The sequence below is a fragment of the Planktothrix paucivesiculata PCC 9631 genome (genome assembly GCF_900009265.2).
Taxonomy (GTDB): Bacteria; Cyanobacteriota; Cyanobacteriia; order Cyanobacteriales; family Microcoleaceae; genus Planktothrix; species Planktothrix paucivesiculata.
Window position 1 is genome coordinate 91,323 of record NZ_LR735025.1, and the last position, 16,063, is coordinate 107,385.

The following is a 16,063-nucleotide window of genomic DNA, read 5'->3' on the forward strand; positions in this document are numbered from 1 at the left end:
AAATACAGAACTTTTTATGTTGCTTGCCAAACTTAACACTTACTGAAAAACTTTTAAAACCATGAAAGCATTTGTCGCAGGGGCAACCGGAGAAACTGGACGGCGAATTGTTGCCGAATTAGTGAAGCGGGGAATCCCGGTTAAGGCTTTGGTTCGGAATCTGGAAACGGCTCAAAATATTTTACCCCCCGAGGTGGAACTGGTGGTCGGAGATGTGCTCAATACCGATAGTCTAGCTTTAGCACTTCGGGATTGTACAGTTGTTTTATGTGCCACTGGAGCCAAACCCAGTTTTGATTTTACCGGGCCCTATCAAGTCGATTATCAAGGAACAAAAAATTTAGTCGATGGGGCAAAATCCCAGGGAATTGAACATTTTGTTTTAGTGACTTCCCTGTGTGTTTCGCAATTTTTTCACCCCTTAAATTTATTTTGGCTGATTCTGTTGTGGAAAAAACAGGCGGAAGAATATCTACAAAATAGTGGCTTAAGTTATACCATTGTTCGTCCGGGGGGATTAAAAAATGAGGATAATAATGATAATTTAGTCATGCAGTCGGCCGATACCCTATTTGAAGGCAGTATTCCCCGAACAAAAGTGGCTCAAGTTTGTGTAGAAGCCCTATTTGTTGAAGATTCGCGGAATAAAATTATTGAAATTGTAGCTAACTCAGAGGCTCAACAAAAGCCCTTAGAACAACTATTTGCCAGTGTAATTGATTGATGCAACATTATCAAAGAAAACAGAATCTTAATCGCCGTAAACGGCTATTCTGGAGTGCTTTACTGCTATTTACCTTAACCTTTATTGGGATCAGAAGTTGCCAGGGAAAATCCGACTTTCAACCGTTAGTTGATCAACAGGTAGAAGCAGAATGGCCACCGTTAGTGATGCGGGGAGGAGATCCCTATATTCGGGCTTTGATGCGAACTATTTCCGCTAGTGAGTCCAGTTATTCTGACCCCTATCATGTTTTATATGGGGGAAAATATGTCTCTAATTTACAGAGCCATCCTGACCAATGTATGCGGATTATGGTCGGCCCGAATAAAGGTAAATGTAGTACCGCCGCCGGACGCTATCAAATGTTAAAAACTACCTGGGATGAAAAAGCCGAACGCTATCACCCGAAACCCGCTCAATTTTGGTTTTGGCTCCCCTATAGTTTTGAACCGGAATATCAAGACTCGGTGGTTTATCGATGGTTATTAGATGACAAATTTTGGGGCGTTAGTATTTCTCAATTATTACGGGAAGGAAAAATCGATGAAGTGTTAGAATTATTATCAGGAACTTGGACAAGTCTAGGCTATGGAATTGAAGATAATGTCGTCACGGATTCCTTACCCGAAATTTATGAAAAGATTTTGCAAAATGAACTCAATCATGAGAATGGGCAGTTATTTAAGATGGCTCCCCAACCCTAATCCAGATCAAAATCTGTCCTCTATCATTCCTTGAATTGATCTCCCAGATCAGATAATATTAAGAGTTAAAGACAGAGCTTTTTAGCCAATATGATCAACTCAACTCACTGGCGTTCCCTGTATTCTTCTGCCCAATCTATTCCCGAAATCTGGCCGATTTTGGCTCAAAATGTCGGTCAAATTATTGCCTTAAATGACCCCCACGCCAAGCCAGAAGTCCGTCTGAGCTATTCTGAACTGTGGCAATACATTCAATACTTTGCCGCCGGGTTACAAAGCTTAGGAATAGAAGCCACCACCCAGGGTCTACCCCCACGCATTGCATTGTTTTCCGATGATAGCCCCCGTTGGATTATTGCAGATCAAGGTATTTTAACCGCCGGAGCCGCCGATGTGGTGCGAGGTGGAACGGCTGACCCCTTGGAATTGGCTTATATTCTTAAAGATAGTGGGAGTACCGCCCTCGTTGTCGAAAACTTTGCCCTATTAAAAAAATTGCGATCGCAAATCGAAGATTTACCGATTCAATTTGTGATTTTATTATCGGATGAAACGCCCAATTCCCAGGATTTACCCACTATTCCGGTATTGAATTTTACTCAATTAATCGAAACCGGAAAAAATACAACTCTCAAACCGTCTAAATCTCATCAAGATACCTTAGCTACCCTGCTCTATACTTCGGGAACTACAGGACAACCGAAAGGGGTGATGTTAACCCATAAAAACCTATTACATCAAATTAATGGCATTCCTGATGTGATTCAACCCGAACCGGGCGAAACATTTCTGAGTCTTCTTCCCACCTGGCATACCTTCGGACGCACGGGACAATATTTTTGTTTATCCCAAGGTTGCACGATTGTTTATACGAATATTCGCTATTTTAAACAGGATTTAAAGGAATTTAAACCCCATTATATGATTAGTGTACCTCGAATTTGGGAAGCGATTCATGAAAGCGCCCAGAAACAATTTCGAGAACAGTCAGAACAAAAACAAAAAATTGTTGATTTCTTCTTTTCGTGGAGTGAAAAATACATTTTTGCCCGTCGAATTGCCCAGGGATTAACTTTAGATTTAAAGCCCGTTTCTGCTTCGGAAAAATTTATAGCTCAGGTCAAAACTTGGCTTTATACTCCTTTTCAAATTATAGGCGATCGCTTAGTTTACCAAAAAGTGCGAGAAGCCACCGGAGGACAACTCAAATTTGCCATTAGTGGCGGGGGTTCCCTGGCCATGCACCTAGAAAATTTCTATGAAATTGTCGGGGTTAATCTATTAGTAGGCTATGGTTTAACAGAGACATCCCCGGTGTTAAGTGCGCGTCGAGAATGGCATAATTTACGCGGATCATCGGGTAAACCCATCCCAGAAACAGAACTTTGCATCGTTGACCCCGAAACCCGTCAAATTCTGCCCTATGGTCAAAAAGGATTAGTCTTAGCCCGGGGGCCCCAGGTGATGACCGGATATTTTGAAAATCCCCAGGCAACAGCCAAAGCCATTAACGCAGACGGCTGGTTTGATACCGGAGATTTAGGTTGGTTATCACCGGAAAATGATTTAGTATTAACGGGTCGGGCTAAGGATACTATTGTTTTAACCAATGGCGAAAATATCGAACCCCAAGCCATAGAAGATGCTTGTTTACGCAGTCCCTATATTGACCAAATCATGTTAGTCGGTCAGGATCAAAAAAATTTAGGGGCGTTAATTGTTCCGAATTTAGATGCTTTAAAACAGTGGGCAATTCGACAAAATCTGACCTTAAAACTGCCGGAAGAACCCGTTACCCAAACTCAGGAAATTACCTTAGAAAGTCCCGTAGTTCAAAACCTCTTACGGGAGGAACTCAACCGGGAAGTTAAAAACCGTCCGAGTTATCGAATTGATGATCGAATTGGCCCATTTCAGTTACTTGTAGAACCCTTTTCCATGGAAAACGGAATGTTAACCCAAACCTTGAAGGTCAAACGCCCCGTTGTAATGGAACATTACCGCGATATGATTAACAAAATGTATGAAACCGTCACCCGCTAACGATTGAGCTTCTGTACTCCCTATGCAAAGGTGAATCGGAATCGATCAACTCATGGTGATTACCGTCCTCAACCTTCTTGTAATTAATTGTGTCGGGGTGATGTGCGCGTTACCCTGAGCAGGTGACGGAGGACTGATCACGGAAATAGCATAACCACTTATGGACAATCTCAAACAATTACTGTTAAAACGACCTATCAACGTCAAGGCGGTGGTCACACCCCGTTGGAAAGACGAAGCCCAACAGCAACTTCAAGTCCAAATCAATCAAATTGATAGTCAGTTGCAACAGTTAGAAATGCAAGGACAACGGATGGTAGCGGAAATTAAACGCCAAAGCCTGCAACCCCTTGGCCCGGATGCGATGCAAAAAGTAGACAGTATCCAAGTTGAGGTGAATGAACGTAAAAGTCAACTCTTAGAGCAGAAAAATCAAAACTTGCAACAACTCCAACAGGTGCAAACCCTAGAACTGGAACAGGAAGTTGTTCAAGGACAAATTGAAAGTATTTTTACTGTGGTAGAAGGCGACAATTTGGTTACCAAAATGCAAGTAGAAATTCTTCTACGAGATGGTGTAATCGAAGAAATTCGCGGCGATATTTAAGAGGTTTGAGTTAACGGTTAACTGCTAACTGCTAACCGTTAACAGTTAAAACTCCACCCCTATTGATAACATTTGAACTCTATTTCTTTTAACGCTTATGGCAATTCATGAAGTTTTTATGCCCGCCCTGAGTTCCACCATGACCGAGGGTAAAATCGTTTCTTGGCAAAAATCCCCCGGCGATAAAATTGAAAAGGGCGAAACGGTCTTGATCGTTGAGTCCGATAAGGCGGACATGGATGTGGAATCCTTCTATGAAGGGTATCTAGCCACGATTATTACTCCGGCCGGAGAAGCGGCCCCCGTGGGTAATACCATTGCCTTAATCGCGGAAACTCAAGGGGAAATTGAACAGGCGAAACAAAAAGCCGCCTCTGCTACCCCAGCTACCCCCGCCGCCGTAGCCCAACCCGTTGCAGCTAGTCCCGTAGCAGCCACGGCTGTTGCTGCCACCCCAACCCCTAAAAATGGCCGGATTATTGCCTCGCCTCGCGCCCGCAAGTTAGCGAAGGAACTGAATTTAGATTTAGCCATATTAACCGGAAGTGGGCCGAATGGTCGGATCATTGCCGAAGATGTGGAAACAGCCTCTGGACGTCCGGCCGTGGCTCCGACTCCATCTCAAATCCCGGCTCCGGCTGTTAGTAAGCCCGTGGCAGCCCCGACCCCCGTGGCAGTTCCCCTGGGTCAAGTTGCCCCGATGAATACCCTACAAAACGCCGTGGTCAGAAATATGACGGCGAGTTTGTCGGTTCCGGTATTCCGGGTAGGATATACGATTACTACGGATGGCTTGGATCAGCTTTATAAACAACTGAAATCCAAAGGTGTAACGATGACGGCACTGTTAGCAAAAGCCGTGGCGGTGACGTTACAAAAACATCCGATTTTAAATGCCAGTTATGTAGAAAATGGGATTCAATATCGGGCGGGAATTAATATTGCGGTCGCGGTGGCTATGCCCGATGGCGGTTTAATTACTCCGGTATTAAAAAATGCTGATCAAATTGATCTGTATTCCCTGTCTCGGACTTGGAAAGATTTAGTCGAACGCTCTAGGGCAAAACAGTTACAACCCGATGAATATAGCAGTGGAACTTTCACCCTCTCCAATTTAGGAATGTTTGGGGTGGATAGCTTTGATGCTATTTTACCGCCGGGTCAAGGTTCAATTTTAGCCATCGGTGCGTCCCGTCCCCAATTAGTGGTTTCTGCCGATGGTTCTATGGCGGTTAAACGCCAAATGCAAGTGAATATTACTTGTGATCACCGAATTATTTATGGTGCGGATGCGGCGACCTTCTTACAAAGTTTAGCTAAATTGATTGAAACTCATGTTCAATCTTTAACGATGTAAATTCGTTGTTGGGCTTTAGCCCTTCAATTCTGGGGATGAAGCTCAACAACAAAACTTAATCACTGGTAAATTATGAAAGCAGTTCTCATGATCGAAGTTGGAGAACCCGATGTTTTACAACTTCAAGAAATACCCGATCCTCAAATTAAATCTGATATTGAGATTTTAGTGCGTTTAAAGGCGGCCGGAATTAATCCGATTGATACTAAATTACGCAGTCGAGGCACATTTTATCCCGATCAAATGCCTGCGATTTTAGGGTGTGACGGGGCGGGAATTGTCGAAAAAGTCGGTTCCCAAGTGAAAAAATTTCAAGTCGGAGATGCGGTTTATTTTTGTCAGGGGGGTTTAGGTGCAGAATCGGGCAATTATGCGGAATTAATTGTTGTTGATGAAAAATTTGCCAGTTTGAAACCCCAAAGTTTGAGTTTTGTGGAAGCGGCGGCGGCTCCTTTAGTCTTAATTACGGCTTGGGAAGCATTGTATGATCGGGGACGATTACAACCCGGACAAAAGGTGTTAATTCATGGCGGTGCTGGTGGCGTGGGTCATGTGGCGATTCAGTTAGCCCTATTACAAGGAGCAGAAGTTGCCACCACCGTTAGTTCTGCGGATGCTGCGGCTTTGGTGCAGGAGTTAGGGGCTGATTTAGTAATTAATTATAAAGAAACTAATTTTGTCGAGAAAGTATTAGAATGGACGGGGGGAGAAGGAGTTGATTTAGCCTTTGATACCATTGGCGATGAGGTTTTTTATCAAACAGTTTCTGCGGTTAAAAATTACGGGGATTTGGTAAGTATTTTAGAACCCGATCCAAAATTAGGAAATCTGAAAGAGGCTAGGTTAAAGAATTTACGCATTAGTTTAGAGTTGATGTTAACGCCGATGTTACAAGCTCGGATTCATGATCAATTGGATCAGACTAAAATTCTGCAACAATGCGCTCGGTTAATTGATGAAGGGAAATTAAAAATATTAGTGAATCAAACTTTTCCCTTGGCTGCGGCTTCGGAAGCTCACAAAGTATTAGAAGCCGGAGGAATGAAGGGTAAATTAGTTCTAACAATAGAATAATTGAAATAAACAGTAGAGACAGATGATATGAATTGCACAATATAAATCTCCGTTCCTATCCTCTGTCTAATTTTAGGAGTTGTTGGGGTTCTAATATGAAATTCTGAAATGTATTCCGTGGTTTTTTTCAATTTAGAATTATGGCATAATACTATTCATAATAAACGCAGAAACCATGAGCACAGAAAAGGTGATGGTGACACTGGATCTGGATAAAAAAGCAGCACTTTGTGCGATCGCGACGAAATAGTTAAATAAGCTTAACACTTTAAAAGTGAAACTTAAGTTATGTTAAAGTGTAATCAACAAGACCAATTTTGCACCATACCGCACACCGAATCAGTGCCATGTCTATTTCTAAACCTGAAAAGCCACAGTCTTTAAAACCGGTTAATCTCCCCGATATTAAAATGCGAGCGATCGCCTACAGTTTAGATACTTTAATTCCAGGGTTATACATTTGGCTAGGTGCGATCAAAATTCGGATTGGAGGTAGTTTACCAGAAGACAGTTATCCGGGGACAATTCACAGTCCGGTTGGCATTGCTTTAGTATTCCCTGGATACCGGATTTATAGCACTTATCAAGGTAACTATGACCCTTGATAAGCATAAGCTTGATGGTATCCCTCAAATTACTGTGAAAACTTTGCCATCTACAGAATTTGAGTTAATTCTATTGACAGCAGGTTACGCTAAAATTGGTACGGCTCCGGCTCAGGGAAATCGTCTGAAAGTTTGGTGGACTCATTCTACTTTTAGACGCATTGAAGCTATTTATAGTGCTGATGGAACAATTGCTATTACTGCTTATCATGTTTAGATTTGTAGTTAAAAAAAAGCGCGATCGCTCTTGACCGTTTTGTTAGTCGATTAAAATAGTTTCTTGAGAAGTTTTACGCAGCAAAATACCATCAGTTTTATAGCCTGACAGTCAACCATTTTTGAAAGTGAATTCAGATTTTATTGACCTTTGGCTCCAGATTTACTTTTAGCAAAATAAGTCTGAAACATTGCCTTAGCAATAGGGGCGGCGGATTTAGAACCATAACCGCCATTTTCCACCACGACCGCGATCGCAATTTCAGGGTTTGTGGCTGGCCCAAAAGCCACATAGAGAGAGTGGGAGGTTTGGCCTAATACTTCTGAGGTTCCGGTTTTCCCTCCCGTTAAAGGAATCGAACCATCATTCATTCCTTGGGCTGTGCCATATTGAACCACAGAGACCAGTCCATCTTTAATAACTTGAACCGCTTCGGGTTTCATGCCTGTTCGTTCGGGTTTAGCTGCGGGGGTTTGGGTCAAATCCATCAAAAGATGGGGTTTTACCCGATATCCCCCATTGGCGATCGCAGCCACCATAATAGCCAACTCCAAGGGCGTTGCTAATACGGCTCCTTGACCAATGGACATAGTAACCGTATCGCCCAAATACCAAGGTTCCCCATAGGTTTTTTCCTTATCTTCGGGAGTGGGAATAAATCCTTCCGATCCTTCCTGCAACCCTAACAGTTTTAAACTATTATTCCCAATTCCTAAACGCTTACCCCATTCGGCGATTGCCTCCGGGCCAACGGCCATCCCCAATTGATAATAAAACGTATTACTACTAAAGGCGAGGGCATCTCTAAAACCAATTACCCCGTAACCCCCACTATGTTCGTTAAAGGTAATTCCCCCCACCGTAATTGAACCATAAGTCCCAATCACCGAGTCGGGACTAAATTTTCCCGAACCCATGCCCGCGGCGGAGGAGACAATTTTGAAGGTACTCCCCGGTGGATATCCTTGTAAAGCTCGATTTAAAAAAGGATCATCGCCATTTTGGAGTTCTTCCCATTGTTTTTGACTAATGGGTTTAGTAAACATATTCGGATCAAATCGGGGACTACTAGCCATCGCCAGAATTTCTCCGGTTTTGGCATTTAAGGCGACGGCAGCCCCTCGACGGTCTCCCAGGGTGGCTTCGGCGGTTTTTTGCAATTCCAAATCCAGGGTTAATTTAACATTTTCTCCCCCCTTAGATTCCTTTTCTCCCAATTCCCGTAATTCCTGGTTCATGCTATTGACTTCAATCAAACGGGAACCCCAGACCCCGGAGAGTTTCTGATTAGCCTGGGCTTCAATTCCTAACTGTCCCATAGTCATCCCCATCGGCCATTCTGGGTGTTTTTTCAAATCTTCGCCCGTAGCTTCACCAATGTAGCCAAGGATCTGCGCGGCTAAATTTCCTTGGGGGTAATAACGGTTCGATTCGCTTCTGACTTCCACGCCCGGTAAGGCTTTTTCTCCCAACCAAATAAAAGATTCCGGGGTCACGGACTGACTAATTCGGACAGAGGCGCCGGATTGATATCCAGCTTTTTCAATCGTAGCCAAAATCCGTTCCGGCGGGATATCAATAACCGGACTGATCATTTTGGCAATCTCTTGCCATTTCTCCGGGCTGTGTTCCTTCGGCCAAACATATAAAGCTCGGGTGAGATGATTGGCAGCTAAGGGTTTATCATTACGATCTAAAATATAACCCCGATTAGAGGGAATCGGAATCAGGCGAATCCGGTTTTCCTCGGCTCGTTCTCGGTTTTTGCTTCCTTCTATAAATTGCAGTTGTACCAGACGAAAAGAATGCACACCCATGGCCAGGGTTGCCAGTAACATTAAAAAAACCGCACGATGGAGGGGACGAACTTCTCGTTTTTGCTCTGATCGCCAGGAGATTTCCGTTGGACGAATATCCCTATTCCGACCCCAAGAATAATTAGTTTCCATAATTCCCTAGATTTTAAAAATATAGATTTTTGTTGTAGTCAACCCTAGTTTAATCTTCCAAGCACCAAGAGAGTAGGACTAATAGTACGACTAAACCGATCGAATTGGGTAGGTGTAGTCCTGTAATCAGATCAATGATAGAGAAAATCCCCTCCTCCGTGATCAATACCCCCAAAAACATAATTAAGCAAGCGAATATTAACAACATATTAATTAGTAAAACTTATCTTTTAAAGATCAATGCGGAAACCCGAACCGGAAAAGAACCCCTGGCAAACCCGATCAAAATGCCTTCATCCTCTAAAATAGGAATAGTGGTCTGTATAACAACAACGGGTTATTAATCAATGCTCAAGACCCTTCAACATGACTTCCGCATTATCTTTGAGCGTGATCCTGCCGCTCGCAACTGGTTAGAAGTCTTATTCTGCTATCCCGGTCTTCAGGCTTTATTATTCCACCGCCTGGCACACGGGTTATATGTTTTGGGGCTTCCCTTTATCCCCCGCCTGATTTCCCATCTGGCTCGGTTTTTCACCGGAATAGAAATTCATCCTGGGGCGGTGATTGGCAAGGGCGTATTCATCGATCATGGTATGGGAGTTGTGATTGGTGAAACGGCTATTTTAGGGGATTTTTGCCTGATTTATCAAGGTGTCACCCTGGGCGGCACCGGGAAAGAAAGCGGGAAACGCCACCCCACCCTGGGGGAAAATGTGGTGGTTGGTGCCGGAGCTAAGGTTTTAGGTAATATTCAATTGGGGGAAAATGTTCGGATTGGGGCCGGATCGGTGGTGCTCCGGGATGTTCCGGCTAACTGTACCGTGGTCGGGATTCCGGGTCGAATCGTCTATCGCTCGGGGGTGCGGATTGATCCCCTCGAACATGGTAGTCTTCCCGACTCAGAAGCCCAAGTAATTCGGATGTTAGTGGATCGGATTGAACTATTGGAACAGCAGGTACAAACCCTGCAACAACAATCCTCCGTCGCTCAAAATCAACTCGAAGCGGCTCTAAAATTGGAATACTGTCCTAATCCTGACCGGTTATCGGTTCAGGAACAAGCAACCAATTATGGTCAAGAATACTCGGTTTCGACGGCTAACCATTGTCGGATAAAAGATAGAACAATTCAACAATTTTTAGATGGTGCTGGGATTTAATTCTTGTTGAAGTGCGGTTTTAACTTGCTCAAATTCAGTTTGAATTTGGGCATATATTTTTTCAGTTTCAGATTCAGATAAGGGATTTTGAGTTTGATTACATTGACGGGCTAGGGTTTCTAATTTTTGGCAGTATTCAGATAACCCAAAAGCACCGAGGGTTCCACTAATCGATTTTAAAGAATGCGCCGCCGGTTGTAAAGCCTCAGCGTCGCTTTTGCCGATCGCTTTGGCAATATTTTCTAACAGTTCGGGGGCGGTATCAAAGTAAATCTCAATCACTTCTTCTAGGGCTTCCACCTCTCGTAAACCTTCTAAAACTTTAGCATCTAAAATCGGTAAGTTTAAACCTTGATTTGAGGTTTTATCGAGGGTAATTTCATCCTCTAAATTCGGGCTTGGGTTAATCAGAGGCTGACATTTACTTAAAACATGGATTAATTGTTCCATGCGAATCGGTTTAGTAATATAGTCATCCATACCCGCACTGATACATTCATGGCGATCGCTTTCCATCGCATTCGCCGTCACCGCAATAATTCTCGGTCGCATCGGTTGAGATTTCTCGGAATTGCCATATAATTTTTGAATCTGACGGGACGCTTCTAACCCATCCATTTCTGGCATTTGCATATCCATCAAAATCACATCATAGGGTTGACGACGTAAGGCTTCTAAGACTTCAAAACCATTGCCCGCCACATCGGCCCGATATCCCATCCGTTGTAATATTTGTAATGCTACTTTTTGATTAACTAGATGATCTTCTGCTAATAGAATTCTCAGGGGTAATTTTTCAGCGAGTAAAGGAATATCCTGGGATGCCCGCAAATTTCCCCGATTTCGACTGTGTAAATAGGTTTGACTCTGAACATGAACTTCTAAGGGTTCTTCCCCTAAAATATTAATTAACACATTATAAAGTTGGGATTGTTTAATCGGTTTATTTAAACAGGCTGCAATTTCAATTGATTTAGATTTGCCTAAATTTTCTCCGCCTACGGATGTTAATAAAATCAAAGGTAACTTTTCATAGGCGGGTAACTGACGAATTTTTTTAGCTAACGTCAACCCATCCATCGCCACCATTTGCATTTCAATAATTGCCCCATCAAAGGGTTTACGCTGCAACCATTCCAGCGCCTTAACTCCATTTTTTACCGTTTGGCTTAACATTCCCCAGGCTTGGGTTTGGAGTTTTAACATCTGGCGACTGCTGGCATTATCATCCACAATTAATAACCGTTTTCCTGCTAATTCATTCAGGGTTGACCATTCAGGAGATAAATGAGAACAGGACTGAGTAATAACGGTAAAATAAAACGTTGAACCTGGGCGATTTTGTGCAATTTTTTCGGTTTTATGCTCATCTTCATCTAAGACACAAAAGGAATCTAAAGATTGTTCGAGTTTAAAATTAATCGGCGGATCTCCTGCTGTTTCTCCCTGACTTTCGACCCACATCTGACCCCCCATCAGTTCCGCTAATCGTTTACTAATTACTAATCCTAAACCCGTACCCCCGTATTGACGATTAATGGAGGAATCTACCTGACTAAAAGACTGAAAGAGTCGATCCATTCTATTAGAAGGAATACCAATTCCCGTATCTTGAACTGCAAACCTAATTTCATAGAAAGAAGCATTTAAACCACCATCTTGAGTGGGATATTTTTCTCGAATTTTACCGGATTCAATGGGAGAGTCATTGATTTTTTCTGCTGTTACGGATACCACAACTTCTCCACTTTCGGTAAACTTCACCGCATTACTCAAAAGATTAACCAGAACTTGGCGTAATCTTGCCATATCTCCAACAATTTGATTAGGGGTACAGGGATCAATTAAATAGGCTAAATCCAGATTTTTACTCGCTGCTTTAGTTACTAATAAATCCAAGGATTCTTCAATACAAGTTCTTAAATAAAAGGGATGATTTTCTAAATCTAATTTTCCTGATTCAATTTTAGAAAAATCCAAAATATCATTAATTAAAGAAAGTAAGGCATCACTACTACTGCGAATGGTTTCCACAAAATCTTGCTGCATCGGGGTTAGGGTGGTATCTAATAATAATCCCGTCATCCCAATCACCGCATTCATCGGAGTCCTAATTTCATGACTCATGGTGGCTAAAAATTCACTTTTTGCCCGGGTTGCTGCTAGGGCTTGATCCCGTGCTTTGGCTAAGGCGGTAGCGGTTTCTTGACGTTCAATTTCACCTCCTATCCATTGAGCCATTAATTTTAATAAATCTCGATCCACCGCTTGAAATGGCTCTGATAAGGCTTGAGAACTCCAAAAACAGAGGGTTCCATAAACCTCCCCTTCAACAATCACTGGCGTTCCCATATAGGCTTCAATCGGGAAGATTTTATGGGCTGGACAAAAGGGCAAACCAGAAAATTTTATTGATTCAAAATACAGGGGTTGTTTGGCTTTAATTGTGACTTGACAAAATGTATCTTCTAGTTGATATTTTTGTCCTCTTTGAATTGAGGAATTAGGAGCAATCACCGCTATAATTTTATAGGAATAATATTCTTTTTGCTCACTGTCTAGCCCTAAGTTGGGATCGATTTTAACTTGGGATAAAATCCCATATTCTAAGCCAAATTTTGTACAACCTAATTCTAAAATTTGTTGTAGTCGCGTCTCAAAGGTGAACTCTTGACCGGAGGTAATTTGATAGAGTGTCCTAATCGAAGATTCGCTATCTTGAAGTTGTTGTTCCCGTTGTTTGCGTTCGGTAATATCCCGGGATACCCCGATAATTTCATAGACACTTCCAGTCGTACTATCTCGAATGGAACTACTGGTGGTTTCAAACCAAATATAATCCCCATTTTTATGATAAATTCGATATTCAATGGTGTAGATGACATTTTGTTGTAAAATAATTTTATAGGCTTTAATAATCACATCTAAATCATCGGGATGGATAAATCGGGGTAACTGATTTCCGATTAATTCTTCCGGTTCATATCCTAATAAACTCCGACAGGCGGGGGACGCATATAAAAAGACACCTTCGGGGGAATGACGGGTAATCATATCCGTTGAATTTTCCGCCATTAATCGATAGCGTTGCTCACTTTCTTGACCTTGAACTTGGGCATGGGCTAGGGCTTGCAACATTCCATTAATCGCTTCGGCTAAACTTGATAATTCATCCTCTCCCGTTGCTTCAATTCTTAAACTCAAATCTCCCGTTTTCCGAATTTCATTTACGGAACTATTTAGATGAGTGAGTCGAGCTAAAACCAACTTTTCTAGTAATAATAGGGTAATGGCTCCAAAAATCAATCCGACCCCTAATAAAAATAAAGTAAAATAGGCTAAAGTAGTTTGACCTTGTTGATAAATTGGACGACGAACTTGAACCTGTAAAAGTAATTTAGGCTCCCCATAAATATCTGCTATTGTAGCAGAGGCGATCGCTGTTTCTGCATTCAAAGATTTTAACTGAATTGCTTGGGGATCGATCAAGTTTTCCGTGTAGGGTTGAATTTGAGGAGACAATAAAACCGGATTAATTTCCATCTCCCCAGAAATGGGATTTAGGGTTAACGACTGTTGAGTAATTTCCTTTAATCGTTGAAGTTCTGAGATATCAAGATAACGCCCCAAAATCAAGACTCCTCGACTGGGCCCTGATGCGGAACTGGTTAAAATAGGCCGCGAAACAATCAGTAATGCACTTTCGGGTAAAACAATGATTCCTTGTAGGGAAACGGGCGTTAAATCTGGTTCTTTGAGACTCGCTAACAAGGGGCTACCTAAGACAAGATGGGGGGAAAGACTTGGGGGAATCGGTATTTCCTGACGACGTTGGGAATCAAATCCTTTATTAAAAACAATCTCGCCTTGAGAATTGATCAAAATCAGTAAATTAATTCGCAGGTCAGCGAAGGTGGTATCCAGTAAATTAGACGCAATATATTGATAGTTACGAGCGTCAATAAAGCGATAGGTGTCATCCCATTTGGCTTGATCCTGAGCAATTAAGTCTAAACTGTCTAAATCATCATTAATCGCATTTAAAGCCTGAATAATATCTTGACGCACATACTGATTTTCCAATTGCCTAAAATCATGTACCAGCAGCAAGGAGGCACTAATATACATCGCCACGATTAACCCAATGAGGGCGGCACCAATAATGATCAGTGTTTTTTTTCGTAATTTCATGGCGGTGTTACCTTAGACGTGCTGTTTGGCTGTGGAAGGGAAGGGGTTACAGTTTGCACCCCTCCTTTTTTCAAGATCACAATTCTATACAACCGTAAATGCACCCCATCGATAGTTACAATCAATGCAATGGCTCAACGGGAATCCCACTGAAATCAATTCTATTCTGATTGTATCTTGCTTTTTGGAGTTCGTAGAGAGATCTAAACAGAAGTTAAGGTTAAAAATAATATTTTACTCCCGATTTTATGGAGTTGGGTTAAAAGATAATTATTCCCATGTATCAATCCCCGCATTTAGTATTAATAATTAAATTAAGGTAAATATTTCTGAACAATCACCCACCCGGATAAGGAGACGGCACTAAAAGCAAAAAATAAACCCATATTTAGGCTAAGATGAAGGGGGCGCGCCCAGGTATTTTTAGGATTAATTTGGGTAGCACTCCAAGCCGAACCTAAAACTAAACTGACCACAATTAATCCGGCTGCTAGATGAATTGAATGTCCTAAACTTCCGTAATATCCAAGAGTTCCCACTAAACCAACGGTTAGTAAAATTAGGACTAAACCCACCATCCCGCCACCGATGAGGTAATGAAAAGTTCTGAGTTCTTTAGGTCGAGGTTGTTTGGTTGTGCGGGAATATAGCATCCATCCTCCGGTTATCGCTAACAAAACATAAGCGAAAACAGAAAATCCCATCGACCAAGCTGCAATTTTCCACAACCATAAAAACGAGGGTAAATTCATAAGACAGATTTAAACCAATTAAAGGTATTTTAACTAATATTAATTTGAAGAACTGCCATAGAATTCGATGGCATAGTCCTTAAAACGTTCTAAATCTTTTTGTAGGGTTGACTCCACAACTCCCCCTAAAAATAAATTATCCATCAGTAGTCCTAAAAACCCAGGAATTGCATAGGAAATGGTTAATTTAACAATACTACTTCCATGGCGATCATAAAACCGAATAGCACCACGATTGGGTAAACCATCGACGGATTCCCATTGAATAATTTGATTAGGAATTTGTTTTAAAATCCGTGATAACCAACTAAATTCAAAATTCCCTGTCGCTAATTTCCAACGGGATAAATCAGGATTATCCTCTGAAATTTTAACCGAATCAATCCATTTCATCCACCGGGGCATATGTTCTAAATCTGACCACAAATCCCAGGAAACTTCAATGGGAACAGGAACTTCAACTTGCACACTATGTTCTAACCAATCAGCCATAATATTTACAAATTTAGGGAACAGGGAACAGGGAACAGGTAATGGGTAATGGGTAATGGGTAATGGGTAATAGGTAATAGGGATATAACTTACGCAGAAACCGGGTTTCTGAACGAGAAATCCAGATTTCATCCGCAAAATCAGGGCCAGAAACCCGGTTTCTTTGGTCTTGTGCGTAAGTCCTG

General features: G+C 42.0%; 13 protein-coding genes. 9 read left to right on the forward strand and 4 right to left on the reverse strand.

The window, feature by feature from the left end; translation table 11 throughout:
• Positions 1–61: 61 nt before the first annotated feature.
• From PL9631_RS20585 to PL9631_RS20620, 8 genes are all read left to right on the forward strand, one after another.
• Complete coding sequence (locus PL9631_RS20585) at positions 62–724, forward strand: SDR family oxidoreductase (protein WP_083623260.1); 663 nt, start codon at positions 62–64, stop codon at positions 722–724.
• The gene (locus PL9631_RS20590; RefSeq protein WP_083623262.1) at positions 724–1,428 is read left to right on the forward strand and encodes a glycoside hydrolase family 24 protein; all 705 of its coding nucleotides are present in this window, start codon (positions 724–726) and stop codon (positions 1,426–1,428) included. Before PL9631_RS20585 ends, PL9631_RS20590 begins: the two co-directional genes overlap by 1 nt.
• Before the next feature lie 90 nt (positions 1,429–1,518).
• Positions 1,519–3,471: an AMP-dependent synthetase/ligase gene (locus PL9631_RS20595; protein ID WP_083623263.1), complete on the forward strand. Its 1,953-nt coding sequence runs from the start codon at positions 1,519–1,521 to the stop codon at positions 3,469–3,471.
• Positions 3,472–3,631: 160 nt separating this feature from the next.
• A complete protein-coding gene (locus PL9631_RS20600; RefSeq protein WP_083623265.1) occupies positions 3,632–4,078 on the forward strand; it encodes a YlqD family protein in 447 nt (148 codons plus the stop codon).
• A 97-nt stretch (positions 4,079–4,175) separates the two neighbouring features.
• Positions 4,176–5,435 (forward strand): dihydrolipoamide acetyltransferase family protein, encoded by a 1,260-nt coding sequence (locus tag PL9631_RS20605; RefSeq protein WP_231516799.1) that lies wholly within the window; start codon positions 4,176–4,178, stop codon positions 5,433–5,435.
• Between the two features lie 72 nt (positions 5,436–5,507).
• Positions 5,508–6,509: a zinc-dependent alcohol dehydrogenase family protein gene (locus PL9631_RS20610; RefSeq protein ID WP_083623266.1), complete on the forward strand. Its 1,002-nt coding sequence runs from the start codon at positions 5,508–5,510 to the stop codon at positions 6,507–6,509.
• A 347-nt stretch (positions 6,510–6,856) separates the two neighbouring features.
• Positions 6,857–7,114, forward strand: a complete 258-nt coding sequence (locus PL9631_RS20615; RefSeq protein WP_083623268.1) for a hypothetical protein — start codon at positions 6,857–6,859, stop codon at positions 7,112–7,114.
• Positions 7,104–7,331, forward strand: coding sequence for a hypothetical protein (locus tag PL9631_RS20620; protein WP_083623269.1), 228 nt, complete (start codon positions 7,104–7,106; stop codon positions 7,329–7,331). The genes PL9631_RS20615 and PL9631_RS20620 overlap by 11 nt, the downstream gene beginning before the upstream one ends.
• A gap of 140 nt (positions 7,332–7,471) precedes the next feature.
• Here the strand turns inward: PL9631_RS20620 and mrdA are convergent, their stop codons facing one another.
• Positions 7,472–9,280 carry a penicillin-binding protein 2 gene (mrdA, locus tag PL9631_RS20625; protein ID WP_083623271.1) on the reverse strand — a complete coding sequence of 603 codons (1,809 nt, stop codon included), beginning with the start codon at positions 9,278–9,280 and terminating at the stop codon, positions 7,472–7,474.
• Between the two features lie 347 nt (positions 9,281–9,627).
• Here mrdA and cysE point away from each other — a divergent pair, with 347 nt between their 5' ends.
• Positions 9,628–10,443 carry a serine O-acetyltransferase gene (cysE, locus tag PL9631_RS20630; RefSeq protein ID WP_083623274.1) on the forward strand — a complete coding sequence of 272 codons (816 nt, stop codon included), beginning with the start codon at positions 9,628–9,630 and terminating at the stop codon, positions 10,441–10,443.
• On the opposite strand, the gene PL9631_RS20635 is transcribed toward cysE, so the two are convergent.
• From PL9631_RS20635 to PL9631_RS20645, 3 genes are all read right to left on the reverse strand, one after another.
• Positions 10,423–14,634 carry a response regulator gene (locus PL9631_RS20635; protein WP_083623276.1) on the reverse strand — a complete coding sequence of 1,404 codons (4,212 nt, stop codon included), beginning with the start codon at positions 14,632–14,634 and terminating at the stop codon, positions 10,423–10,425. The two genes, cysE and PL9631_RS20635, sit on opposite strands and share 21 nt — an antisense overlap.
• Before the next feature lie 314 nt (positions 14,635–14,948).
• Positions 14,949–15,386 (reverse strand): DUF4079 domain-containing protein, encoded by a 438-nt coding sequence (locus PL9631_RS20640; protein WP_083623277.1) that lies wholly within the window; start codon positions 15,384–15,386, stop codon positions 14,949–14,951.
• A gap of 39 nt (positions 15,387–15,425) precedes the next feature.
• Positions 15,426–15,878, reverse strand: a complete 453-nt coding sequence (locus PL9631_RS20645; protein WP_083623288.1) for an SRPBCC family protein — start codon at positions 15,876–15,878, stop codon at positions 15,426–15,428.
• Positions 15,879–16,063: the final 185 nt, after the last annotated feature.

Bases quoted from the DNA above. Each gene is read 5' to 3' on its own strand.
- PL9631_RS20585 (WP_083623260.1), top strand. From the start codon at position 62: ATGAAAGCATTTGTCGCAGGGGCAACCGGAGAAACTGGACGGCGAATT.
- PL9631_RS20640 (WP_083623277.1), bottom strand. From the start codon at position 15,386: ATGAATTTACCCTCGTTTTTATGGTTGTGGAAAATTGCAGCTTGGTCG.
- PL9631_RS20615 (WP_083623268.1), top strand. From the start codon at position 6,857: ATGTCTATTTCTAAACCTGAAAAGCCACAGTCTTTAAAACCGGTTAAT.
- PL9631_RS20595 (WP_083623263.1), top strand. From the start codon at position 1,519: ATGATCAACTCAACTCACTGGCGTTCCCTGTATTCTTCTGCCCAATCT.
- PL9631_RS20590 (WP_083623262.1), top strand. From the start codon at position 724: ATGCAACATTATCAAAGAAAACAGAATCTTAATCGCCGTAAACGGCTA.
- PL9631_RS20645 (WP_083623288.1), bottom strand. From the start codon at position 15,878: ATGGCTGATTGGTTAGAACATAGTGTGCAAGTTGAAGTTCCTGTTCCC.
- PL9631_RS20620 (WP_083623269.1), top strand. From the start codon at position 7,104: ATGACCCTTGATAAGCATAAGCTTGATGGTATCCCTCAAATTACTGTG.
- PL9631_RS20605 (WP_231516799.1), top strand. From the start codon at position 4,176: ATGGCAATTCATGAAGTTTTTATGCCCGCCCTGAGTTCCACCATGACC.
- mrdA (WP_083623271.1), bottom strand. From the start codon at position 9,280: ATGGAAACTAATTATTCTTGGGGTCGGAATAGGGATATTCGTCCAACG.
- PL9631_RS20635 (WP_083623276.1), bottom strand. From the start codon at position 14,634: ATGAAATTACGAAAAAAAACACTGATCATTATTGGTGCCGCCCTCATT.
- PL9631_RS20610 (WP_083623266.1), top strand. From the start codon at position 5,508: ATGAAAGCAGTTCTCATGATCGAAGTTGGAGAACCCGATGTTTTACAA.
- PL9631_RS20600 (WP_083623265.1), top strand. From the start codon at position 3,632: ATGGACAATCTCAAACAATTACTGTTAAAACGACCTATCAACGTCAAG.
- cysE (WP_083623274.1), top strand. From the start codon at position 9,628: ATGCTCAAGACCCTTCAACATGACTTCCGCATTATCTTTGAGCGTGAT.